Below are 23881 nucleotides of genomic sequence, written 5' to 3' on the forward strand. Positions count from 1 at the left end.
GCTTATGGACGGAAAAGACTGAGGTCTGCGCGGGTTTCGGTGGCCTTGCCCTGCGCCATGTCGGCGGCGATGCGGCCGGCCATGGGGCCAGCGGTGAACCCGATCCAGGGCACGTAGGACACGTAATATCCCGGCGCCGGTTCGCCGATAATCGGCATCCAGCTGGCGTTGCCGTTCACGAACGCCGCCCATGTGCGGATCAGGTTCAGCGAACCGAGATCGGGCACCGCGCTCAGCGCCACCCCCAGATTGCGCGCCAATGAATCCGGATTGACGACCGGGCGCCCCTGGCTGTCCAGGTCGGCTTCCCAGCCGCCGCCAATCAACACGGTCCCCAGCGGGGTCTGTTTCAGGGTCAGCTTCTGACCGGCGGAATAGACCAGGTGATGGATGAAAGGTTCGGCGGGTTCGGTCACGCTCAGCTGGATCGGGAATTTCTGGACATCCAGACGCATGCCCAGCATTTCGGATATGTCGGAGACCGCCGCGCCGGCCGCATTGATCAGATGGCGCGTCCGGAACACGTCATGGTCTGTATGGACGGCGTACTGGCCGCCCTCCCGTTCGATATGCCTGACGCGTACGCCGCGCCGTATATCCGCCCCGTTGCGCGCGGCGGACCGCGCGAAGGCGGGGCCGCTGATCAGGGGATTGGCCTTGCCTTCTCCGGCGCAGAACAACCCGCCCGCCAGCCGGGTCGAGAGATAAGGCATGCGGTCCCGCAGGTCCGCGGGGCTGAGGATTTCGGGGTCCAGCCCGGCCGCGCGCTCGATCCGCGCCTTGCGGTCCAGGTCGCGCATCTGCGCGTCCGTATCCGCAATCAGGATTCCGCCCGGCGTGCGGATTTCCAAGTCTTCTCCGGTTTCTTCGCCCGCGCGCTCCCATAGCGCGATGGAATCCTGCAAGAGCGGGATGATCGCGGAAAAGCGCCGCGCCCAGTCATCGCCAAGTTCCATGAAGGGATCATGGGGAATCTGGAGATGCAGGCTTCCTGCGTTGAAGCCCGATGCGGCGCTGTTCAGATCCGCCTGTTCCAGCAGCAGCGAAGGGACGCCGTCCAGCGCCAGATAATGCGCCGCGGCGCTGCCGGTCAGCCCGCCGCCAATGATGATGACGTCGTATGTCATGGAGAATGGAAAATTAGAGATCCGGGGGCTGATTGTTCCAAAATGTTCGCTATGTTAACGAAAGTTCGCAAAATCCAATAGCGCGCCCGTGAACTATTTTTCAGTCCTTCGCGGGCGCGAACCATTCAAGGAGACGACGTGGAAAAGCCCGGTAACAACGAAACAATTCCGCCGCTGTTTCAACCTATTCAGGTGCGCGGGACAAGTTTCCGCAACCGGGTTTTTCTGTCGCCGATGTGCCAGTACGCCTCCGATGAAGGCGCGCCGACGCCGTGGCATTCGGCGCACCATTCGCGTTTCGCGCTGGGTGGTCTTGGCGGCGCCATGGTCGAGTCGACGGGCGTCACGCGCGATGGCCGCATCACCCCGGTCTGTATGGGCCTCTGGAACGAGACTCAGGAGAAGGGGCTGTCCGCGATTGCCGATATCTATCACGCGCAGGGCGTGCCGGTTGGCATCCAGTTGTCGCACAGCGGCCGCAAGGGAAGCTCCACCCCGCCCGCTGAAGGCGGAAAACCATTGTCCAGCGCCGGGCCGGAGCAGGCCTGGGAAACGGTCGCGCCCAGCGCCATTCCGCTGCGCGATGGCTGGCCAACGCCAAAGGCGCTCACCGAAGCGGAAATCGAGGACCTGATTCAGGCTTTCGTCGACGCTGCGAAGCGGGCGATCCGCGCCGGGTTCGACTATGTCGAGATCCACGGTGCGCACGGCTATCTGATCCACAGCTTCATGTCCCCGCTGGCCAATCAGCGAACCGATCGCTGGGGCGGCGACCTTGAAGGCCGGATGCGCTTCCCGCTGGAAATCGTCAAAGCCGTCCGCAAGGTCATCCCGGAAAACATGCCGCTTTTCTATCGCGCATCGGTGGTGGACGGTCTGGATGGCGGGCTGGCCGCCGACGATACAGTGTTGCTGGCGCAGCGCCTGAAGGCGGCCGGCGTGGACGTGATCGACTGTTCGTCCGGCGGCATTACCGGCGCCTCCGGAAAGTCATTTTCCGAACCCTATCCGGGTTATCTGGTGGATTATTCCGCACAGGTGAAGCGGGAGGCGGAAATCCTGACCATGGCGGTGGGCGTGATCGTCTCGGCGGAAAAGGCCAATGACGTCATCGCCTCGGGCGAGGCGGATTTCGTCGCCATCGCGCGGCATCATCTCTACGACCCGTCCTTTGCCTATCACGCGGCTGAAGAGCTGGGGCATCCCGATCCCGAGAGCCTGCTGCCGGACTCATACGGGATGGTTCTCAGAGCACGCTAAACTCAAACCATAGGGGAGACGCTTTCGCGCTTGCCTGAGGGCAATGTCCCGACCTTTGCGGCGGGCGTTGTTTTCGGTCTATGGAATCGGCCATGTCGGAACGCTCCCGGCGCGCTGGCGCGCCGCCGCTTTTCTTTCTTGATCCGCAGGCCGGGCTCAGCCTGCAGGCGCAATTGCGCCGGCAGCTTGTGGCCGCGATCGAGGCAGGCGTGTTTCCGCCGGGCGGACGCTTGCCCTCATCACGGGCGCTGGCGAGCAATCTGGGCGTTTCGCGCAATACGGTTTTCCTGACTTACCAGCAGCTGATCGCGGAAGGTCATCTGGCCGCCCGCACGCGCAGCGGGGTCTATGTCAGCGACGAGACGCGGCGTTATCGCGCCGGGCACATTCCGGTGGCCGGACGCGGCGCGGCGGCCGAGCCCTCCACGCTGGCGGCGCGGATGGGGGCGCGCATGCCTTCGGAACGCGCCTTCCGTTGCCCGCCCGACTGGCAGACCCATCCCTATCCCTTCATCGAGGGGCGCTTTGACCGGTCGCTGTTCCCGGTGGCGGAATGGCGGGAAGCCAGCCGTCTGGCGCTGGCCGTTCAGGAGGTCGAGCAGTGGTCGGTCGATTCCGGCGAGACCGATGACGAGATGCTGATCGAGGAGATCCGTACCAAGCTGCTGCCCCGCCGCGGCATTCAGGCGGGAAGAGATGAAATCCTGATCACCGTGGGCGAGCAGCAGGCGCTGCATCTGGCGGCGGAGCTGTTCCTGCGGCGCGGCCTGACTGCGGCGATGGAGGAGCCGGGCCTGCCGGAAATCGCCGAGCTGTTCCAGCTGCGCGATGCGCGGGTGATGCGCCAGCCGGTCGATAATGGCGGCCTGGTCGTGGATGAGCGCCTGGACGATTGCGATCTTGTGCATGTCACGCCGTCGCGCCAGCGGCCCACGGCCGTCACCATGCCGGTGGACCGCCGCCGCGCGCTTCTGGACCGGGCGCGCGAGAAGGATTTCATCATCATCGAGGATGATTTCGAGAATGAGGTGACGTTCCTGGGCAAGCCCGCGCCGGCGCTCCGCGCGATGGAGGGCGGCGAACGGGTGGTCTATGTCGCCAGTCTTTCCAAGGTATTGGCGCCGGGCGTTCGGCTGGGTTTCATGACGGCGCCGCCGGAGGTCATCGCTGAGGCGCGCCGCCTGCGCGATCTGATGACGCGCCGTCCCCCGCCCAATAATCAGCGCGCCGCGGCGCATTTCCTGTCTCTGGGCCATTACGACGCCATGGTTATGCGGCTGGGGCGGGAGTTCGAGGCGCGTCTTCTGGCCCTGCGCGATGCGCTGAATCATTATCTGCCGCAATCGCTGGCGCACGCCCTGCCGCAATCGGTGGACATGGCCCCGGTGACCGGCGGCACGACCGTCTGGGTGCGCGGGCCGGAGGGTCTGAACGCGGAAACGCTGGCGCATGCGGCGGCGGCGCGCGGGGTGCTGATCGAACCGGCGAGCGATTATTATGCGGGCGGAAACGTGCCGCAGAATGTCTTTCGCATGGGGGTGACCAGCATCCCGGCGGAGCGCATCCGCAAGGGCGTTGCGCTGCTGGCCGAAACCATGAGGGAGCTGACGGGCGATCATGCTGAAATCGCCGGTCCCGAAACCCTTGAGGGCGAGTCGATCATCAAGGCGCTGGGCGGGGCGACGCTGCTCTACAAGACGGTTTATGGCGAGCCGTGCACGATCGAGCTACATGAAGGCGGCGCGATGACCGGGCGCGCGGGCTATGCCAGCGAGGACCGGGATGAGGGCCGCTGGTGGGTCGAAAACGACCTATGGTTCCGCCAGTGGAAGCATTGGGCCTACGGGGAACCGGCGGGTTACCGCCTGCAAATCGAGGGTGAACGCCTGTTTTACCTCAATGAGGAAGGCCGGCGCGTCGACTCCGCCATTCTGGCGCCATAGATCGGGTCAATCTGGTCCTAAGGGTGTCCTCCGGCCCCTGTCATCATTCCTTTGCAACGGGAAAACAAGCCGCCGGGGAGGGCGCGCATGGCGCAATTCGCCATCGCAGGTCTGCAGCTCGATCTGCAGAAATCAGGCAATCTGGGCCTGATCGAGCGTGAGACGCGCGCTCTGGCCAAGCGTTTCGGCTGGATCCAGATGGTGGTGGCGCCGGAACTGGCCGTGCATGGCCCGGATCCGAAAAACGCCGAGCCTGAAGGCGGCGAGACCGAGCAGCGTTTTCAGGCTCTGGCGCGCGAATGCGGCGTCTGGCTGATACCGGGGACCATGTTCCAGAAGCGCGGGGGCGAAGTCTTCAACGTGGCCCCGGTGATCAGCCCCGACGGCGAGATCGTCGCCCGCTACGCCAAGATGTTTCCATTCCTGCCCTATGAAGAAGGCGTCTCGGCGGGGTCTGAATATGTCGTTTTCGACGTGCCGGGCGCGGGGCGGTTCGGCCTGTCGATCTGCTACGACATGTGGTTTCCCGAAACCACGCGCACGCTGGCGGCCATGGGCGCGCAGGCGATCATTCATCCCAGCCTGACCAATACGGTCGACCGGGAGGTCGAGCTTTCCATCGCGCGAACCAACGCGGCGATCACGCAGAGTTATTTCCTGGACATCAACACCGCCGGGGCGCTCGGCAATGGCCGGTCCGGCCTCTATGGACCGGGCGGCGAAGTAATTTACCGGGCCGAAACGGGCCGGGACATTCTGGCCTTCGAGATCGACCTTGCGCAGGCGGACCATGTGCGCCGCCGCGGATGGCACGGCCTTGGCCAGATGATGAAGAGTTTCCGGGACAGCGAAGCGCCGTTCCCGGTTCACGCGGAAGGCCAGCGCAAGACCGCCCCTCTGGCGGCGCTGGGACCGCTGGAAAAGCCCGAAAAGATTGCAAGCGAAGACACTTCGCAGGGGGAGCCGCGGCCGGCCGTGGCGTTTCGCAAAAGCGCCGGCGACAACTGAACGGGGAGACAAGGACATGACCAGACAAGCCCAGATCAAGCAGACAAGCGTGAAGACGGCCCTTGTGGCGGCGCTTATGAGCGGCACCGCCCTTGGAACCGCCGGCGCGGCTTTCGCGCAGGAAGCAACCGCCGACGCGGCGTCCGACGAAATCGTTGTTACGGCGCAGCGCCGGGAACAGAGCATTCTGGATGTTCCCTATAATATCTCGGCGGTGTCGGGAGCGGAGATTGAAGCCTCGCAGACGCTGGATAATGCGGAGCTTCTGCGCTCCATCCCCGGCGTCAGCGTGGTGGATCGCGGCCAGCGGAATGCGGCGACGCTCAACGGCATTCGTATTCGCGGCCTGAACGTCGACAGCTCGGCGCTGGGCGATTACGCGGTTTCGGCGGTCTCCACCGTGTCGACTTATGTGAACGACACGCCGGTCTTTGCGAACTTCCTGCTGAAGGACCTCAGCCGGGTGGAAGTGCTGCGCGGCCCGCAGGGCACGCTCTATGGCTCCGGTTCGCTCGGCGGCACGGTGCGCTATCTGTTGAACGATCCCGATCCGTCGGAATTCAGCGGCAAGATCGGCGGGTCGGCCAGTCACGTGAACGGGTCGGACAGCGTCGGCTGGACCGGCGACCTCACCCTGAACGTGCCGGTGGCCGAGACGTTCGCCCTGCGCTTCAACCTGTCGCGCGCCGACTATCCGGGCATCACGGATTATGTGAATCTGTATGAGCTGGACGATAACGGCGTCCCGGTCGCGCCGGGCGGAGTTCTGTCCGACGAGGCGTCCTACCGGGTGGAGGAAGACGCCGACACGGTGGATATCTGGTATGGCCGCATCGGCGCGCTTTATGAGCCGAACGACAAATTCCGCCTGAACTTCAACTATCTCTATCAGGAAGACGAAGTCGGCGGCCGCCGCCAGCAGACGCTGGGGTCGGACGGGTTCGGCAATCCCTATGACGAGTTCGAGAACGGCTCGATCCAGCTGGAGCCGTCGGAGCGCGAAGTGCACCTGGCGTCTCTCGAGGCGACGGTGGATCTCGGCTTCGCCACGCTGACTTCCTCCAGCTCTTACTACGACCATGAGGGAAGCAGCGTCAGCGAGAATACCGGCTTCTACGCGCAGGCCGGCTTCCTGGGCTTCTATTATTATTATCCGCGCCCGATGGCGTCGGCCGTGCGCGGTTACGCCGACGAGGCCTTCATTCAGGAAATCCGCCTGGTCTCCAATACGGACGGCCCGTTCGATTATGTCGTCGGCGCCTATTATCAGGACCAGGAACGGCAGGCGACGCAGGAAAGCTATCTGGTCGGCTTCAAGCGCTGGTGGGACGCCTTCCTGCCCTCGGCCGCCTCGGCTGTGACCGGGGATCAGGATTTCAACTATGTGCGCGACGAGACGTTCGAGGATTTCGCCCTGTTCGGCGAGCTGACCTGGCACGCCACGGAGCGCCTGGCCCTGACCGGGGGCATTCGTTATTTCGACAACGAGTCGAATAATGACACCCTGATCGACCTGCCGCTTTACGCCGGGCTGTTCCAGCCGACGAATGCGACGTTCTCAAGCAGTGAGAGCGACACGCTGTTCAAGTTCAACCTAGCCTATGATTTCGCGGACGACGATCTGTTCTACGCGACCTATTCGGAAGGCTACCGCCGCGGCGGCTCCAACGCCGTGCCGCTGAACGGCCCGTTTGCGGAGGACCCGCGCTGGCAGATTTACGGCTCGGACGGGGTGCAGAACTACGAAGCCGGGGTAAAGGGCACGTTCAATGGCGTGCGCTATGACGCGGCGGCGTTCTATATCGAATGGGACGACGCCCAGTTCAACACGGCGACACCCAACTGGGGCTTCTTTGCCGTGCAGAACGGCGCGCAGGCCGACATCAAGGGCCTGGAATTCCAGCTGAACGGCAACTTTACGGACGAGCTGGCCTATGCCTTTGGCTACGCCTATGTGGACGCGGCGCTGAACGAGGATCTGTTCTCACCTATCGGCACGCCGATCGTGGACGATGGCTTCACGCTGCCGGGCGTGCCCGAGCACATGTTGAACTTCGCGCTGGATTACCAGCGCCCGCTGACCGCCGAATATGACTTCATCGGACGGGTCGACGGCTATTATCAGTCAGAAACCCAGAACGCGATCAGTTCCTCGCCGACCTTCGCCCAGGAACTGGACGGCTTCCAGATCTGGGACCTGACCGCGACGCTGGCGGCTGAGGAGTGGGACGTCTCCCTCTGGGTCAAGAACGTGTTTGACGAGAAGGGCGTCACCGGCGTCTTTACGGAAGCCTATATGGGCTCGCTTCCGGCGGCGGGTTATTTCGGAAATGGTTCGAAAGAGCTGATTTCCCTGCCGCGCACCGTGGGCGTATCGTTCAACTACAACTTCTGACCGGGTTGCGAGGCCGCCGGGATACATTGGCGGCCTCTTTCCCTTTTTCCGGCATCTGGAGGCGCTCCGCGTGCAGGCTCAGCTAAGGCAGGATGACCCGCCGGCCGTCGCGCGCGTGCGCCGCATCGACGCCCTGCTGCGCGAGGGACGTTATGCCGAGGCCGATACGCTGTGCCGCGCCCTGACGGACGATCAGCCCGACCTGCCAGAAGGCTGGATGCTGACCGCTCGGCTGCGCCAGAAACAGGCGGATTTCCCCGCCATGCTGGACGCCGCGCGCAGGGCCGCCCGTCTCGAACCCGGTAAGACGCTGCCCCGTTTCATTCTGATCGAGGCGCTGTTTCACGCTGGCGAGGTGGCGGAAGCGCGAAAAGAACTGAGCGCGCTGGAAGATTCGGCGCGGGATGACCCGGCGCTATGGCTGCGGCTGGCCGCCATTCACACCCATTGCGGCCAGCATGCGGACGCCGCCCGCTGCGCGGACAAGGGTCTGGAGCTGAAGGGACAGGACGATGAAGCGGAACAGGCGCTGGCGGCGTCCCTGATCGCGCTGGGCCGGTTCGAGGAGGCGGAGCAGCGGCTGGATGCCGTTCTGGCGCGGAACCCGGCGGCGTTTGACGCCTGGTACAACCGGGCGACCATCCGGCGGCAGACGAAGAATGATCTGGACAGCGGCGCGCTGGTCCGGGCGCTGGAGGCCAGCCGCGCGCGGCCGGGCGCGGAAACGCCTGTCCGCTACGCGCTGGGCAAGACGTTCGAGGATACCGGCGATTACGCGCGGGCGTTTGATCATTTCGTCAAAGGCGCGGCCGCGCGGCGGCGGCTGATGAGCTATCGCGTGGAAACCGACATCGCGGCGATGGACGAGATCGCCAGGATATTCGGCGCCGAATGGGCGGCGAAGGACGAGGCCGGATTCGAAGAGGCCGCGCCCGTCTTCGTGATGGGCCTGCCGCGCTCCGGCACCACGCTGACCGAACGCATCCTGTCGGCCCATTCGGAAGTTGCCAGCGTGGGCGAGGTGCAGGACATGGCGCTGACCGTGACGCGCGCGGGCGGCCCGGCGGCGGATCGCACGGCGCTGATCGAAAAGGTCGCCAGCGCCGACCCGCGGCGGATTGGCCGCGAATACTGGCGGGCGATCGAAGGTTACGGGGCCGGCGGCGCGATGGTGATCGACAAGACGCCGCTGAATTTTCTCTATCTGGGCATTATCGCGAAGGCGCTGCCCAACGCGAAGATCGTGCATCTGCGCCGCCACCCGATGGCCAGCGGTTACGCGATGTTCAAGACACTGTTCCGCATGGGCTATCCGTTCTCCTACGACCTTGGCGATATTGGCCGCTACTATGCCGCCTATCGCCGCCTGATGGATCACTGGCGCGCGGTTTTCCCGGACCGTTTCATCGATGTCGATTACGAATCTCTGGTGGATGACGCCGAGACGGTGAGCCGGAATATCGTCGATCATTGCGGACTGGACTGGGACCCGACCTGTCTGGATTTCCACCGCAGCGCCGCGCCCAGCGCCACCGCCAGCGCCGCCCAGGTGCGTCAGCCCGTTTATCGCCACGCGCGCGATCTGTGGCGCGAATACGAAACCCGGCTTCAGCCCCTGGCCGAGACGCTGCGGCGCGAAGGGGTGAGGCTGTGATGTGCCGGGTTCTTACCGCGGCGGCGGCGCTGTTTCTCGTCTGCGGGACTGCGCAGGCCGAGACCTTGCTGAACGATGATTTTCAGGATGGCGAAGCCGATGGATGGCTGCCGCGGGGGGAGGGCGATCTGCGTCTGACCGCCTATGAAGGCAACATCTCCATGCGTTTGCAAAAGACCGCCCAAGCGGTCACGGCTTTCTCGGCGGCCGGTTTTGAGGGCGTGACGGTTTCGGCCAGTTTCGCCGCCGACAGTCTGGAACGCGGCGAGGCATGCCTTCTGGAAGTCAGCGCCGACCGGGGCGTCAGCTGGACGGAGATTGGCCGTATCGGGGATGGGCAGGACGACGCCGTCACTCTGCACGCCGTCCGCGGCGCCGTTCCCGCCGCCGATGACGCCGACCCCGTCTATGTCCGTGTGAGCATCGCCGGCAACAGGGATGACGACACGTGCTGGGCCGACAATATCCGCGCCCATGGCGTGGCGGCGGGCGGCGCGGTATCTGGCCGCATCGCGGCCGACAGCTTCCTGTCCGGCGGCGCGCTCGAAGCGCCGGCGGTCTTGGCGGCCTTCGCGCCGGGACCGGACGCCGAACCGGCTTCCCGCATGCTGGAGGGCGTTCTCACCTTCGATCCGGCGGACGGCGAGACCGATTTCGAGATTTTCAATAATGACTGGGGCTATGCGGACGACGACGACTCTTTCGCCGCGCCGCCCGCGCTCTCCATCGGGCTTATAACGGATGGATCGGCGCTGATCCCGGACCGCCGCGGCCCCATTCCCGCCGATCACCCCGACTGGGAATGGATCGTCGAACCCGGCGCGATCTGGGATGAGCCGGGCGAGGATGGCTGGACGCGCGCGGTCCTGCCCGTGGCGCTTCAGGAGCGCAACGCCAACTGCGTGCATAATGGCGTGCTGAGCTTTCTGTTCGGCGATGACGGCGCGGTTTCCAACGGCCTGTTCCAGATCACCGGCGAGACCTGCGCCTATTTCAAACTGGACCTGTGGGGCGCGGCGCCGCTGAGCTTCACGCCGGACGCTTTGCCGTCCGCTGATGCGTTGCGGACGGCCTACCGGGAAGAGACGGCCGCGCGCCTGCCTGTGCGTTCCATCGAAGACATCACCAGCGTCTATCCGTCCATATCGCCGGGTGATTTCGGCGCGGCTGATGAAGTCGATCCGGCGGACATGACCGCCTATGGCTTCATCGCGGACGGCGTTCACTGGGCGGGGGGCTGCCAGACGCGGCGGGGGGAATACCCGTATTGCGATGTTCTGGATATTCCGTCCTATTCGCTGGCCAAATCGCTGGTTGGCGGGCTGGCCCTGATGCGGCTGGAAAAGCTGTATCCGGGCGCGAAGGACGCGCCGATTTCCAGCCACGTTCCCGCCTGCGCCGCCAACCCGGACTGGACAGGCGTGACGTTCGAGGACGCGCTGGACATGGCGACCGGGATATATGGCGAAACGGCCTATGACGCCGATGAGCGCAGCGAGACGCTGATCCCGTTCTTCCGGTTCGAGGACCATGAATCGAAAATCGAACTGGCCTGCAGCGCGTTTCCGCGCAAGGCGGAGCCGGGAACCGTCTGGGCCTATCACACCAGCGACACCTATATTCTGGGCGCCGCGATGCAGGATTACCTGCGCGAAAAAGCCGGGCCGGATGCCGATCTTTATCGCGACCTGATCCACGCGCCGCTCTGGTCGCCGCTGGGCCTCAGCCCGCTTCTGGACCAGACCCGCCGCACCTATGATGACGTCGCCCAGCCTTTCACCGGCTGGGGTTTGACGCTGCATCGCGATGACCTCGCCCGCATGGCCCGTTTCATCCAGACAGATGCGCGCGATCTTGTGGACCGGGCGATGCTGGACGCGGCGCTGCAGCGCGATGCGGATGACCGCGGGCTGCAGGCCGGCGCGGAGATCTACCGCTACAATAACGGCTTCTGGGCCTGGAACGCGGGATCCGCGCTCGGTTGCCGGGGGGATTTGTGGATTCCCTTCCTGTCGGGATTTGGCGGGCTCAGCGTCGCGCTCTTCCCGAACGACACGGTCTATTACTATGTGAGCGACGGTTACGACTTCGCCTGGCGCAACGCCGCCGAGGCCGCTCACGCCATCCGGCCAATGTGCGAGTCATGACTGAAACAAACCTGCCGTCCCCGTCCAGCCGGCTGCTGCCCACCGCGCCCCCGGACGGGCTGATCGCCGCCGCGCTGCTGGCCTTTCTGGCGACGGCGGGACTGTTCTACGTGAATATCATGGCCGCCATTGTTGACGGTCTGGTCGCGGGGCTGGGGCTGACCGACAGCCAGGCCGGGAATATCGGCGCGGTGAACATCTATGGCGCCGCGCTGGGGGCGCTTATGGCGGTGCTGGTGGTCAAGCGTGCGCCGTGGCGGCCGCTGGCCGTTGCCTGTCTCATGGCGCTGATCGCAATTGATCTGGCTTCGACGCTCATAAGTTCCGGCGACCTGTTACTGATCGTGCGGCTGGCGCACGGGATCATTGGCGGGCTTCTGGTCGGGACCGGGTTTGCCGTGATCGCGCGGACGAAGAATCCGGACCGGACCTTCGGCATGTTGCTGTTCGTGCAGTTCGGCCTTGGCGGGCTGGGCGTCATGACGCTGCCCCGGCTGGTGCCGGTCTATGGCGCGCAGGCGCTGTTCATAGCGCTGGCGCTGTTCAGCCTTGCGACCCTGATCATGGTGCCGTTTTTGGCGAAATATCCGCCGGAGCGGGGAGAGAAAGCGCAAGTCTCCGATGCACGGATCGCGTGGCTGCCGCTCAGCCTGAATCTGGCGGGCATCTTTTTCTTTCAGGCCGCGAACATGGCGCTGCTGGCCTATGTCATCCGGCTGGGCATCGATTACGGACTGGACCGGAACTATGTCAGCCTGGCGCTGGGTCTGGCCACATGGGTGGCGCTGGCCGGGCCGCTGGTTGTCATGGTGCTGGGCCTCAAGTTCGGGCGCTTCTGGCCGCTGGCCGCCGGCATGGCTTTGACGCTGGCCGGAATCGGGCTGTTCCATCTCAGCGGCAATCCGGTTGCCTATATGGTGGCCAATTGCTGCACCGGCATCACCTGGGGAATGGTCATCGCCTATCTCTTCGGGATGAGCGCCCAGTTCGACAAGGCGGGGCGCACCGCCGCGCTGGGCGGGTTCGTCTCCAAGATGGGTCTGGCCAGCGGGCCGTTTGCCGCCGGTTACCTTCTGGGGCACGGCGGCGGCTTTTCTGGCCTCATAAATTTCACGTTTCTGGGTCTCGCGCTCAGCGCGGTCTTCATGCTTATTCCGGCGCGTGCGCTGGATCGCGCGCGACGCCAGACGCCAAACCTTTCAGGAGACTGACATGACCGCCATTCCCAATTCGATCGAGGCGCGGCACATCGCCTCGGTCCTGCACCCGGCCACCAATTTCAAGGCCCTGAACGCCGACGGTCCGCTGGTCATGACGCAGGGCAGGGGCGTTTTCGTAAAGGACAATCAGGGCAAGGAATATATCGAGGGGCTGGCCGGCCTCTGGTGCACGTCGCTGGGTCACGGCGTGAAGGAGCTGGCCGAGGCGGCGCGCCAGCAGATGGAAACGGTCGCCTATACCCACATGTTCGGCGGACGCAGCCATGAACCGGCGATCAACCTGGCGGAGAAACTGAAGGAGTTGTCGCCGCTGGACACCGGCAAGGTCTTGTTCGGCTGCTCCGGCTCTGACGCCAACGACACGCAGATCAAGCTGATCCGCTATTACAATAATGCGGTCGGCCGGCCCGAGAAAAAGAAGATCATCAGCCGCAAGAAGGGCTATCACGGGGTCACGCTGGCCAGCGCCAGCCTGACCGGTCTGCCGGTCAATCACGCCCTTTTCGATCTGCCGATGGACGGCGTCCTGCACACCGAAACCCCGCACCATTACCGCAACGCCGAACCGGGCGAGAGCGAAGAGGATTACGCGGCGCGCCTGGCCGGGCAGCTGGAAGAGATGATCCTGAGCGAGGGTCCGGAGACCGTCGCCGCTTTCATTGCCGAGCCGGTGATGGGGGCGGGGGCGTAATCACGCCGCCGAAGACCTATTTCCAGCGCGTGAAGGAAGTGCTGGATCGTCACGACATCATTTTCATCGATGATGAAGTGATCTGCGGGTTCGGACGTACGGGGGAGACGTTCGGCGCGGTGACCTATGGCATGCAGGCCGACACGATGACGCTCGCCAAGGGGCTGTCCTCCGCCTACATGCCGATCAGCGCGGTTCTGGTCCCTGACTGGATGTATGAGGCGATGATCGAGCCGAGCGCGGCCAATGGCGCGTTCGGCCACGGCTTCACCTATTCCGGCCACCCGGTCAGCTGTGCGGTGGCGCTGAAGACGATCGAGCTGATGGAAGAATGGGCGGTGATGGACCATGTCCGCGCGCTGGCCCCGAAATTCCAGGCGCGGCTGCGCGGGTTTTCCGATCATCCGCTGGTGGGCGAGGCGCGCGGCGTCGGCCTGGTCGGCGCGCTGGAGCTGGTGGCGGACAAGGCGGCGAAAACCCCCTTCGATCCGAAACAGGGCGTCGGCATGGCCTGTTACAAGGCGTGTATGGAAGAAGGGCTGATCATCCGGGCGATCGGCGATTCCATCGCCTTCTGCCCGCCGCTGGTGATAACCGAAGACGAGATGGAAGAAATGTTTGCCCGCTTCGGACGCGCGCTGGACCGGGTGACCGTATAGCGCGCGCCAGGCCTTCAGTCTCCGGAGGCGGCGGCGCGGTCCCTGATGCGCAGAACTTCTATCTCGGCGGGCCAGAAGCCGAGCGGGCTGGATTCGACGATGTCGATCAGGATGGTCTCCGCCTCGGCGTCCTGACCGTCAAAGACCAGCTGTATGGCGTGGGCGAAACGCTGTAACGCGCCGCTTCCCGCATCCTCCGGCGACAGCGCGCCCTGCAGGATTTTCAGGCCTTCGTAATAGGCGTGGTTCTCGATCAGCTCCAGATCGGCCGGGACGGCGTCCACGACGGCCGCGGCCTTATCGGCGCGGCCGAGCTTCATCAAGGCGATGTAACGCCAGTAGGCGACCGGCACGACCAGATCGTCCTTATAGCACATGATGGGCGTATCGAGAGCGGCTTGCATGCCGGCGTTCATCTGCTCGAAATCGCCCGTCGCGAAGCTTGTCTGCGCCAGATAGTAATGAAGGTTGGAGCGATACGTGCCGAGCGGTTGTGCGCGGGAATTTATGATGCCGTCGGGTTCGAAACTGTCCGGCACGCCCTCCATCAGGGCGAGCGCCTCGCGGTAATCGGCGACAGAGGCCTCGAACTGCCGGCTGCGGGCGAGGTGGCGGCCCCGGAAACGTCGCAGTTTATAGCTCTCCGGAAACTGTTCCAGCCCTTCGGAGAATACCGCGACAGCCTCTTCATAACGGCCCAGATAACCGAGGCGGCGGCCCAGCCAGATAAAGGAATCCTCCCGATCGGGCGCGATTTCCATGCGCGCACGGGCGATCTCAAGATCCGTCTCCAGACGTTCCTGGACCTCCGCCGGGAAACCGGGGTCGCGCAGGGCGGTGCCCAGAAGAGTCTGGCCCTCGGCTTGTGCGCTGTGGGCGGAGTCCGCGGGCGCGGCGATGAGGGCGCTGGCGGCGAGTGCGAGGAGGACAAGACGTTTCATGACCGGTTCCTGTGATCTGGAGAAAAAACCGGTCCGCCATGTCTGGGGAAAGCAGCCATGACGGACCGGGTTTGCGCGGATTGGCGCCTAGGGAGTTTCTCCGGGGTAGAGATCACGCCAGTCCGCTTCAGACTGAATACGGGCAAAATAGCTCCAGCCATCGACATTGATGGAGCGGCGGAACCATTCCTTCGCTTCTTCGCGCTGGCCGTCGAAGAGATAGAAATTGGCCAGAGTGAAAGCGGTGGAGGAGGCGGTGCCGGAGGCGTTGGAGAACGCCTTGCCCGTGTCGACATTGCTGAAGAAGGAACCGGGTTCGCGGTGCCCCTTGAACAGCTGGATGCCGTCGAAATAGTAGTTGCTTTCGATATTATCGCTCAGCTCCGCCAGCGCCATGTCATAGCCGTTCAGAAGCTCCAGCGCGGCGTCGAATTCGCCTGCACGGCCAAGCGAGATATAGGTCCAGTAAACGCCCGCCGTGATGCCCGGCGCGTCATTGACCCAGCGCGAAACGTCCAGCGAACGTTCAAACCATTTGGCGGCCTCGCTGTATTCGCCTTTGGCGAAATAGGCCTGGCCAAGATGGTAGTAGAGATAGAACTGGACGACGTCCGGCGTGCTCGGGAAATAGTCCGGGCCGAGCTTTTCGCGCTCCAGCGGCTTGCCTTCATACAGCTCCGCGGACCGCAGGCCCTCTTCGATAGACTTGTCGAACTGGCGCAGGGTGAAATAGCGGTGCGCGCGATGACGGCGCAGCTTGGCCGAGTCGGGGAATTTCTCGATTCCCTTGGAATAGATGTCGACCGCTTCCTTGTAATAGCCCTGATAGGAAAGCACGCGGCCGTACCAGGTGGCGGTGTCCGGCGTGATTTCGGCGTCATAGGCGGCCTTCGCGTCGGCGGTGACGCGGGCGAAGGTTTCCGCATCGGTGAGGTTTTTGGAGGCGCTGGCCTCGGAATGAAGCTTTTCGCCGAACAGCGAATCCGTCTGATAGGTGTCCCCTTGCGGCTGGGCAAACGCCGCCGCGCTGAGGCACGCCGACAGGGCGGCGATGCTGAGTGTTTTCAGGACTGACATGGTGAATTCCTTCCTTTGTCCGTAATGGCTCAGGCGGCGCTGGCGCCGAATTTGAGCCCCTGGGCGAGATTGAGTTGCGAGGAGTAGTTGATGGTGTTGGTGGAGCGGCGCATGTAATTCTTCCACGTATCCGAACCCGATGCGCGGCCGCCGCCCGTATCCTTTTCACCGCCGAAAGCGCCGCCGATTTCCGCGCCGCTGGTGCCGATATTGACGTTGGCGATGCCGCAGTCGCTGCCGGCATGGGAGAGGAAAAGCTCCGTCTCCCGCATGTCGGTGGAGAAGATCGACGAGGACAGCCCCTGAGGCGCCGCGTTGTTGAGGGCGATGGCTTCTTCAAGGTCGCGATATTTCATCACGTAGAGGATTGGCGCGAAGGTCTCCGTCAGGACGATCGGAGTCTGGCCGGGCATGGCGGCGATGGCCGGCCGCGCATAAAACGCGCCGGGAAACGCATCCTCCAGAACCCGTTCCCCGCCCCAGATCTGGCCGCCCTGCTCGCGGGCCGCGTCCAGCGCGGCCTGCATGCCCTCGAACGCGGCCTGGTCGATGAGCGGGCCGACATGGGCGCTCTCGTCAAGCGGCGATCCAACGCGGAGCTGGCCGTAGCCCTGCCGCATGCGGTCAAGAAATTCATCGTGAATGTCTTCGTGGACGATAAGGCGCCGCATGGTGGTGCAACGCTGTCCGGCGGTGCCGGCCGCGCCGAACACGCAGCCTTCAATCGCCAGATCCATGTCCGCATTGGGGGTGACGATGGCGGCGTTATTGCCGCCGAGTTCAAGAATGGAGCGGCCAAGCCGCGCCGCCACGCGGCCGGCCACGTCGCGCCCCATCGTGGTGGAGCCGGTGGCGCTGATCACCGCGATGCGACGGTCATCAGCCAGCACGCGGCCGATGGCGCCATCCCCCAGCATGACCTGTGAAAGATTGGCAGGCGCGTCCTCGAAACGATTGATCACCTGGTCAAGAAGGCCGCCGCACGCCAGCGCCGTAAGCGGCGCTTTCTCGGAGGGTTTCCAGATGGCGGCGTTGCCACAGACCAGCGCGACCATAGTGCCCCAGGACCAGACGGCGGCCGGGAAATTGAACGCCGAGATCTGGGCGAAGACGCCGACCGGATGCCAGGCCTCCGCCATGCGGTGCCCCGGGCGCTCACAGGCGATCTGCAGGCCGAAAAGCTGCCGCGACAGGCCGACGGCGTATTCACAGATATCGATGACTTCCTGAATTTCTCCGCGCGCTTCGGCCAGCGATTTCCCGCAATCAATGGAGAGAATCCGCGAAAGCGGTTCCTTATTGTCCCGCACCAGGTCGCCATATTGGCGGATCAGCTCTCCGCGCCGCGGCGCGGGAGTCTCCCGCCACTCAAGAAAGGCGGTCTGGGCGCGCTTGATGGCTTCGTCCGCCATGGCCGGCGTCGCCCGGCGGAAGCTGGCCAGCTTCGAACCATCGATCGGTGACACGGCGATCAGCGTGCCTTCCTGCTCCGCAGGCGGCTTCAGGCCGATTCCTTCAAAGAGTTCGGTTATCTCCGCGGCAAGGCCGCTTTCCTCCATTGAGGCCGGATCGTTCGCGTTATCGTGTTTCAGTCCTGCGCGAATTGTCATAATCGGTCGGCGTCCCCCGCATCTTGTTTGTGAAATCCGGCGCAGCCAGGCCGGAGTGATTGTAAAAGCCGGGCGGGCCATGATCGGTGGACCCCGGACCGCCGCTTGATCGAAGAAAATTTCGTATAGGCAAAAAATTTTATCGTCAACCGAGCGCGGGCGTTGCGCCTGGCCGCGGCCGTTGCCGGCGAACCCGGCATGACGTTGAAAAAAGAGATTTGGACTTGCGCAGATTGACGGGATCGTCTTACAGGGCGAACCTGTCGTATCGGAAAATTTATTTTTCCTTTGTCATAACAAAATCATCCCAGCGGACCGGACCCTGCCAGATGTCGGACGATTTCGAAGATTTCACCAAGCTATTGTCGAGCGCGCGCGGCAGCAGTTTCAAACGCCAAAGCACCGCTGACCTGGGTGAACGGGTCCGCGCCATACGCCGGTCGAAAAACTGGACGCTGGAGGAGGCGGCCCGCCGGACAGGTCTGGCCGCATCAACGCTTTCAAAGATCGAAAATGACCATATGTCGCCCACTTTCGACGCGGTTCAGCGTCTGGCCGAAGGTCTTGAGATCGATATCACGGAATTGTTTGCCTCTTCGGCCGGCGAACGGCCCAGCGGCCGGCGCAGCGTGACCCGCGCCGGCGATGGACGCGGCATGGAAACGCCGGTTTACGCACACAAGCTTCTGGCCTCCGAGCTGGTGCAGAAACGGATTCTGCCGTTTGTCACGCGCATCAAGGCCCGCTCTTTCGACGACTTCAAGGAGCTGAAGGGGCACAAGGGCGAAGAATTCGTCTATGTCCTTGAGGGCGAGGTATTGTTCTATACCGAGCATTATGAGCCGGAACGGCTTGGTCCGGGCGATTCCATCTATTTCGATAGCGGCATGCACCATGGCTGCATTTCGGTGAGCGAAGAAGACGCGGTCGTCCTCTGGATCAATACCGGCTAATCCGCCCCTTGCATCGTCTTCCTGTTTCGGAATAGATTTTTCCTAAACGAAAAATCTTTCATTCAGGAGGGGCGCATGTCTCCAGATCGTCGAACATTTCTTGCGGGCGCATTGGCAACCGGGGGCATGGCGCTCAGCGGCATAGGGCGCGCCGCGGCGCAAGGCGCCGCCGGACCTCTGATCTTCGATGCGATGGGGGAGATGCGTCTGGAGTATGACGGCGACCTTATCAAACAGATCAAGGCCAGCGGCCTGAACGCGATCACGGTGACCCTGACCGATCCGAAGGTGAGCGGGCAGCGGGCGACCGATGAAGCGATTGATGCGGTGCTGGCGCATGACCAGCATATCAAGGCGCACCCGGAATGGTTCCTGAAGGCGACGCGCGTTGAAGACATTGAGCGCGCGCGGGCCGCGGGGCAGATCGCCGTTTTCTATCTCTACCAGAACAGCGTTCAGTTCCAGAAGGATCTCGACCTTGTGGACATGTTCTATTCGCTCGGCGTCCGCTCCAGCCAGATCACTTATAACTACCAGAACTGGGCGGGCGCGGGCTGCAAGGAAAAGCGCGATGGCGGCCTGAGCCGTTTTGGCGGCGAACTTGTTGAAAAAATGAATGAAACCGGGATGTTGATCGATCTTTCCCACTCAGGAATGACGACAATGGCCGATACGATTGCGGTTTCGAAATCACCGGTCTGCATCTCCCACACCGGGATCATGAGCGTTTTCGAGAATGAGCGGAACACAACCGATGAAAACCTTCGCGCCGTTGCGGAAAACGGTGGCTTTGTCGGCGTTTGCCAGATTCGTCCCTTCCTGACGCACGGCAGAGAAGGCGCGCTGGAGGATTATTTCCGTCATATCGACCAGGCGGTGAAGGTGGCCGGGGTCGAACATGTGGCGATCGGCAGCGACAGGGATCATCGCGTCATAACCATGACGGACGAATATCTTGCGGAGCTGAAAGCCGAGGAAGGCGAGAATTTCAATCCGGACGAGTGGCCGCTCTTCATCGACGAACTGAACGGGCCGCGCCGTATGGAGGTTATCCTGGCCGGCCTCGAGAAGCGGGGCTATGCCCAGGCCGACATTGAAAAGATCATGGGGGGCAATGTTCTGCGGGTCTATCGCGACGTGGTCGGATAGCGCCGGGATTGCCAATTTGCAGCGTTTAAAGGCCGGCGTCAGCGCCGGCCTTTTTGTTTCAAGGGTTTATCCTAAACGAAACCAAACTGTCCGATCATAAAATTTCCTACTTGTGTCAATTTTCAAACTTTTTTATTATAGGAAAATATATTTCGTAGATGTGCGGGGCCTGCCGCCGCGCGCCCGCCACTTTCACGCAGGGGGAGAAAATGAGAAACCTTCTTTTGGCATCCATCGCCGCCGCGCCGCTGGCGCTTGCAGCGACGGCCGCAACCGCACAGGAATCGAGTGCGGAACAGAGTTCAGAGGCGTCCGGAGGCATTGCGCCCGGCGCCGCCGCCGAAGCCGACAATCTGGTCGTTATCGGTTCGCGCCGTAAGGGCCGCTCCGACACCGAGAGCGTTGTCCCGGTCGACGTCATCCAGCCCGAAGTCATCAGCAGCACCGGCTATTCGGACCTCAATGATGCGCTGCGGACCCTCGTCCCGGCTTTCAACGTCAAGCGTCTTCCCCTGAATGACGGGTCGTCCTTCGTGCGTCCCGCCACGCTGCGTAGCTCGCCGGCGGACCATGTCCTGTTGCTGATGAACGGCAAGCGCCGGCATCGTTCCGCCACGGTGCAGATCGGCACCGGCCACGCGACGACGTCCGGCTCTCAGGGGCAGGACTTCAACGTCATTCCGCCGATCGCGCTCGATTCCATCGAGGTTCTGCGCGACGGCGCCTCGGCCCAGTACGGCTCCGACGCCATTGCCGGCGTGATCAACCTCACGCTGAAGAGCGATAGCGAGGGCGGCAGCATCAATACCGAGGTCGGTCAGTATTTTGACGGCGGCGGCGAGACGTTCGACGTCCAGGCCAATCTGGGCCTGCCGCTGACCGATGCGGGCTTCATCAATCTCAGCGGTCAGTACATCACCCAGCAGAAGACGGTGCGGGACGGCGTCCATGTCGGCGCCCAGGCCCTGCGCGATATGGGCGTGCCCGATGTTCCCGATCCGGCCATCAATACCGGCGATCCGGAATATATGGCGATCAAGACCGCGTGGAATGCCGGACTGGACCTTGGCGGAGGCCGCGAAGCCTACGCCTTCGGTAACTTCATGGTCTCGGAAAGCGAGATCGGCTTCTTCTACCGTCAGTCACAGGCGGCCGGCGGACTGGGCCAGCACGCCACTTATGCCGACTCGATCTTCGAGGGCACGGACGCCCATCCGCAGGATTTCGACCTGGCGGCCATTTATCCGGGCGGTTACACCCCGCAATTCGGCGGCGATCAGACCGATTTCAGCACCGTTCTGGGCGTGCGTCAGGACGAAACGGAATCGTTTGGCTGGGATGCATCCTTCCGCTGGGGCCAGAACGAGATCGAGTACAGCATCTGGAACACGATCAATCCGTCGCTCGGCGTGGAATCGCCGACCTCCTTCGATCCCGGCTCTCTTGCCCAGCGCGAGTACGAGCTGAATCTGGAGGCTTATAAATCCATTCCGGTGGATGGCCTGGCCAGCGATCTGTTCTTCTTCGGGGGCGTGAGCTACCGCAACGAACAATACACGATCGGCGCGGGCGAACGGGATTCCTACATTGCCGGTCCGCTTCGCGACCTGCCCGTTGGCTCCAACGGCTTCCAGGGTTACAGCCCGGACATTGCCGGCGAATTCGAGACCGACAGCTATGCCGGCTATCTCGAAGTCGAAACGGACATCACCGATCAGTGGACCATTTCAGCCGCTGGCCGTTATGAGGACTACGAAGCGTTCGGCGACAATTTCAGCTACAAGGTCGCGACGCGCTTCGACTTCAATGACAATTTCGCGGTTCGCGGCGCCACCAGCACCGGCTTCCGCGCGCCTGCGGCCGGTCAGCTTTTCGCAACCTCCCAGACGTCCCAGATCGCGCCGAACGGCGATTTCATCCTCGATGCGGTTCTGGTTCCGGGTTCGCCGGCGGCCGAGATCTTCGGATCCGATCCGCTGACCCCGGAAACCTCGGAAAACCTGTCCGCGGGGATCGTGCTGTCGTTCGACAATTTCACGGCGACGCTGGACTTCTACCAGATCGACGTGGATGACCGGCTGCTCCTGTCCGACCAGATCGCGACAACGCCGGAGCAGCGTGCGGCGCTGGCCGCCATCGGCTACCCGAATGGCCAGGGCGTGCAGACCGTCCGCTTCTTCCAGAACAAGCTGGACACGCGGGTCCGCGGCGCCGACTTTGTCGCCACCTACGGACATCAGTGGGACGCAGCCAACGCCACCGATGTCAGCCTGGCGGTGAGCTATAACGAGCAGATCCTGCGCAGTGATCCGGCTGGCGTGTTCACGCCGGGCAAGGTGCTGGAGTTTGAAGAAGGCATTCCGGGCTGGCGCGGCAATCTCACCCTGACGCACCATATCGGCGACTTCCAGCTTCTGGGCCGGGCGACCTATTACGGTGAATGGACGCGGGTGGATCTCGACTATATCCGCACCCGGGACCCGCAGGTCATCTTCGATGCCGAGATCGCCTATAAGGGCTTCGACAACTTCACGATCGCGGCCGGGGCGCGGAATCTGGAAAACGATTACCCGCCGCCGCGCCGTCCGATCTATGAATCCTTTGGCGTGAAGTACGACAACCACTCGGTCTTCGGACTCAGCGGCGGTTACTACTATCTCAGCCTGGATTATCAGTTCTAACTCGGCTCAAACCCTCCACGAACCGAGCAGGCCCCGCGCAGATGCGCGGGGCCTTTTTCTTTGTCGTGAAGGGTAAGGCGGGCGGCGGGTCTGGCCGATGCTTGCGGTTGCGCCGCCGCAACGGGTCAGAGGGCCGCCAGCGCCTCATCCAGTTGCGTTATGAGGTCTTCAGCATCCTCGACGCCGCAGGAATATCTCAGCAGCGTTTCGGAGATGCCGAGGGCGGCGCGCTGTTCGGCGCTGCACTCCACATGGCTGGTGACCGAAGGCGGTCCGATCAGCGTGTTGACCGAGCCCAGGCTGGCCGCGCGGTGGACATAGTGCAGATGGCCGACGAATTTCTTGAGCGCGTCGAAATCGCCATCGATGGAAAAGCTCAGCATGCCGCCGAACCCGGCCATCTGGGTCTTGGCGATATCGTGTTTGTCGTGGCTCTCCAGCCCCGGATAGAAGACGCTCTCCACCCTGGGGTGGCCCTTGAGGAATTGCGCGACGGCAAGGCCCGTCTCGTTCTGCTTGCGCACCCGCAAATCCAGAGTCTTCATGCCGCGCAGAAGAAGATAGGCGGAGAAGGCCGACAGGACGGCGCCGCAAATCTCGCGATGCTCATAGACCGCCTGAACAAGATCCTGCCTGCCGATCAGCACGCCGCCCATGGCGTCGTCGTGGCCGCCGAGATATTTGGTCGCGGAATGCAGCACCATGTCGGCGCCGATGGCGAGCGGCTTCTGGTTGATCGGGGTGGCAAATGTATTGTCGACCACCGTGATCGCGCCTTGCTGGCGGGCCGCGGCGATAGCGCGCTTGAGGTCGATGATCTTCAGCGTCGGGTTCGTGGGCGTTTCCAGATAGACCAGCTTGCAGCCCTTGCCGATGGCCGCCTCGATGGCGTCGCCATCGCTGGTCTCGATCAGATCGACCTCGATCCCGAAGCGCGGCAGCAGGTCCAGGAATATCCGGCTGGTGCCGCCATAGGTGTCCTTGATGGAAACGATGCGGTCGCCCGGATACAGGTGCGTCAGCAGCGTGTCGGAGATGGCGGCCATGCCGCTGGCGAAGGCGATGGCCTTCTCGCCGCCTTCCAGAATGCGGCATTTCTCCTCGAAGACGCCGACGGTCGGGTTGGTGTTGCGGCTGTATATGTATCCCGGCGCCTGGCCCAGCGCGGCGGCGGCCCATTCGTCCATGTCGTCATAGGCGAACGGGGCGCTCTGCACGATTGGAACCTGCGCGGCGCCGAAGGCCAGCGGGTTCTCCTCGCCGGCCCAGACCGCAATCGTTGAAGGTTTCTGGTTTGATATCGACACTGGGTTTTCCTCCCCGAAAATAAGTGAGCGCTTCCTGTGTCCCTGTCTGCGTGGGGGAG

The 23881-nt window shown here is 63.4% G+C and carries 15 protein-coding genes and 1 pseudogene; 11 read left to right on the forward strand and 5 right to left on the reverse strand.

Annotation, left to right across the window (positions count from 1 at the left end; all coding sequences use genetic code 11):
* Positions 1–2: 2 nt before the first annotated feature.
* Entirely contained in the window at positions 3–1127 is a 1125-nt protein-coding gene (locus tag L338_RS05765) for an NAD(P)/FAD-dependent oxidoreductase (protein WP_022697421.1), read from the reverse strand.
* Positions 1128–1265: 138 nt separating this feature from the next.
* Here L338_RS05765 and L338_RS05770 point away from each other — a divergent pair, with 138 nt between their 5' ends.
* The 8 genes and pseudogenes from L338_RS05770 to L338_RS17920 all read left to right on the forward strand — a co-directional run bounded on the left by L338_RS05770 (position 1266) and on the right by L338_RS17920 (position 14104).
* Positions 1266–2387: an NADH:flavin oxidoreductase/NADH oxidase gene (locus L338_RS05770; RefSeq protein ID WP_022697422.1), complete on the forward strand. Its 1122-nt coding sequence runs from the start codon at positions 1266–1268 to the stop codon at positions 2385–2387.
* 92 nt (positions 2388–2479) lie between these two features.
* Positions 2480–4330, forward strand: coding sequence for an aminotransferase-like domain-containing protein (locus tag L338_RS05775; RefSeq protein ID WP_051122718.1), 1851 nt, complete (start codon positions 2480–2482; stop codon positions 4328–4330).
* An 87-nt stretch (positions 4331–4417) separates the two neighbouring features.
* A complete protein-coding gene (locus L338_RS05780) occupies positions 4418–5338 on the forward strand; it encodes a carbon-nitrogen hydrolase family protein (RefSeq protein WP_022697424.1) in 921 nt (306 codons plus the stop codon).
* Positions 5339–5354: 16 nt separating this feature from the next.
* On the forward strand, positions 5355–7733 hold the full coding sequence (locus L338_RS05785) for a TonB-dependent receptor (RefSeq protein WP_022697425.1): 2379 nt from the start codon (positions 5355–5357) through the stop codon (positions 7731–7733).
* A 70-nt stretch (positions 7734–7803) separates the two neighbouring features.
* The gene (locus L338_RS05790; protein ID WP_022697426.1) at positions 7804–9387 is read left to right on the forward strand and encodes a tetratricopeptide repeat-containing sulfotransferase family protein; all 1584 of its coding nucleotides are present in this window, start codon (positions 7804–7806) and stop codon (positions 9385–9387) included.
* Positions 9387–11534 carry a serine hydrolase domain-containing protein gene (locus tag L338_RS05795; protein WP_022697427.1) on the forward strand — a complete coding sequence of 716 codons (2148 nt, stop codon included), beginning with the start codon at positions 9387–9389 and terminating at the stop codon, positions 11532–11534. The genes L338_RS05790 and L338_RS05795 overlap by 1 nt, the downstream gene beginning before the upstream one ends.
* Positions 11531–12745: an MFS transporter gene (locus L338_RS05800; RefSeq protein WP_022697428.1), complete on the forward strand. Its 1215-nt coding sequence runs from the start codon at positions 11531–11533 to the stop codon at positions 12743–12745. The genes L338_RS05795 and L338_RS05800 overlap by 4 nt, the downstream gene beginning before the upstream one ends.
* Positions 12746–12755: 10 nt before the next feature.
* Positions 12756–14104, forward strand: a pseudogene (locus tag L338_RS17920) (aminotransferase).
* 14 nt (positions 14105–14118) lie between these two features.
* On the opposite strand, the gene L338_RS05810 reads toward L338_RS17920, so the two are convergent.
* From L338_RS05810 to amaB, 3 genes are all read right to left on the reverse strand, one after another.
* Positions 14119–15045: a tetratricopeptide repeat protein gene (locus L338_RS05810; RefSeq protein ID WP_022697429.1), complete on the reverse strand. Its 927-nt coding sequence runs from the start codon at positions 15043–15045 to the stop codon at positions 14119–14121.
* An 87-nt stretch (positions 15046–15132) separates the two neighbouring features.
* Entirely contained in the window at positions 15133–16122 is a 990-nt protein-coding gene (locus tag L338_RS05815) for a tetratricopeptide repeat protein (RefSeq protein WP_022697430.1), read from the reverse strand.
* A 29-nt stretch (positions 16123–16151) separates the two neighbouring features.
* Positions 16152–17681 carry an L-piperidine-6-carboxylate dehydrogenase gene (gene amaB / locus L338_RS05820; protein ID WP_033310678.1) on the reverse strand — a complete coding sequence of 510 codons (1530 nt, stop codon included), beginning with the start codon at positions 17679–17681 and terminating at the stop codon, positions 16152–16154.
* Between the two features lie 380 nt (positions 17682–18061).
* Between amaB and L338_RS05825 the strand changes: the two genes are divergently transcribed.
* From L338_RS05825 to L338_RS05835, 3 genes are all read left to right on the forward strand, one after another.
* Positions 18062–18685: a helix-turn-helix domain-containing protein gene (locus tag L338_RS05825; RefSeq protein ID WP_022697432.1), complete on the forward strand. Its 624-nt coding sequence runs from the start codon at positions 18062–18064 to the stop codon at positions 18683–18685.
* Between the two features lie 75 nt (positions 18686–18760).
* A complete protein-coding gene (locus L338_RS05830; RefSeq protein WP_081639491.1) occupies positions 18761–19834 on the forward strand; it encodes a membrane dipeptidase in 1074 nt (357 codons plus the stop codon).
* 209 nt (positions 19835–20043) lie between these two features.
* Positions 20044–22515, forward strand: a complete 2472-nt coding sequence (locus tag L338_RS05835) for a TonB-dependent receptor plug domain-containing protein (RefSeq protein WP_022697434.1) — start codon at positions 20044–20046, stop codon at positions 22513–22515.
* 125 nt (positions 22516–22640) lie between these two features.
* Here the strand turns inward: L338_RS05835 and L338_RS05840 are convergent, their stop codons facing one another.
* Entirely contained in the window at positions 22641–23816 is a 1176-nt protein-coding gene (locus L338_RS05840; protein WP_027068312.1) for a cystathionine gamma-synthase family protein, read from the reverse strand.
* Positions 23817–23881 lie beyond the last annotated feature (65 nt).

The sequence above is a fragment of the Euryhalocaulis caribicus genome, from assembly GCF_000412185.1.
Lineage (GTDB): Bacteria > Pseudomonadota > Alphaproteobacteria > Caulobacterales > Maricaulaceae > Euryhalocaulis > Euryhalocaulis caribicus.

Coding starts and splice junctions, on each gene's coding strand:
- L338_RS05765 (WP_022697421.1), bottom strand. CDS start 1,127: ATGACATACGACGTCATCATCATTGGCGGCGGGCTGACCGGCAGCGCC.
- L338_RS05775 (WP_051122718.1), top strand. CDS start 2,480: ATGTCGGAACGCTCCCGGCGCGCTGGCGCGCCGCCGCTTTTCTTTCTT.
- L338_RS05780 (WP_022697424.1), top strand. CDS start 4,418: ATGGCGCAATTCGCCATCGCAGGTCTGCAGCTCGATCTGCAGAAATCA.
- L338_RS05785 (WP_022697425.1), top strand. CDS start 5,355: ATGACCAGACAAGCCCAGATCAAGCAGACAAGCGTGAAGACGGCCCTT.
- L338_RS05795 (WP_022697427.1), top strand. CDS start 9,387: ATGTGCCGGGTTCTTACCGCGGCGGCGGCGCTGTTTCTCGTCTGCGGG.
- L338_RS05800 (WP_022697428.1), top strand. CDS start 11,531: ATGACTGAAACAAACCTGCCGTCCCCGTCCAGCCGGCTGCTGCCCACC.
- L338_RS05810 (WP_022697429.1), bottom strand. CDS start 15,045: ATGAAACGTCTTGTCCTCCTCGCACTCGCCGCCAGCGCCCTCATCGCC.
- L338_RS05815 (WP_022697430.1), bottom strand. CDS start 16,122: ATGTCAGTCCTGAAAACACTCAGCATCGCCGCCCTGTCGGCGTGCCTC.
- amaB (WP_033310678.1), bottom strand. CDS start 17,681: ATGGAGGAAAGCGGCCTTGCCGCGGAGATAACCGAACTCTTTGAAGGA.
- L338_RS05825 (WP_022697432.1), top strand. CDS start 18,062: ATGTCGGACGATTTCGAAGATTTCACCAAGCTATTGTCGAGCGCGCGC.
- L338_RS05830 (WP_081639491.1), top strand. CDS start 18,761: ATGTCTCCAGATCGTCGAACATTTCTTGCGGGCGCATTGGCAACCGGG.
- L338_RS05835 (WP_022697434.1), top strand. CDS start 20,044: ATGAGAAACCTTCTTTTGGCATCCATCGCCGCCGCGCCGCTGGCGCTT.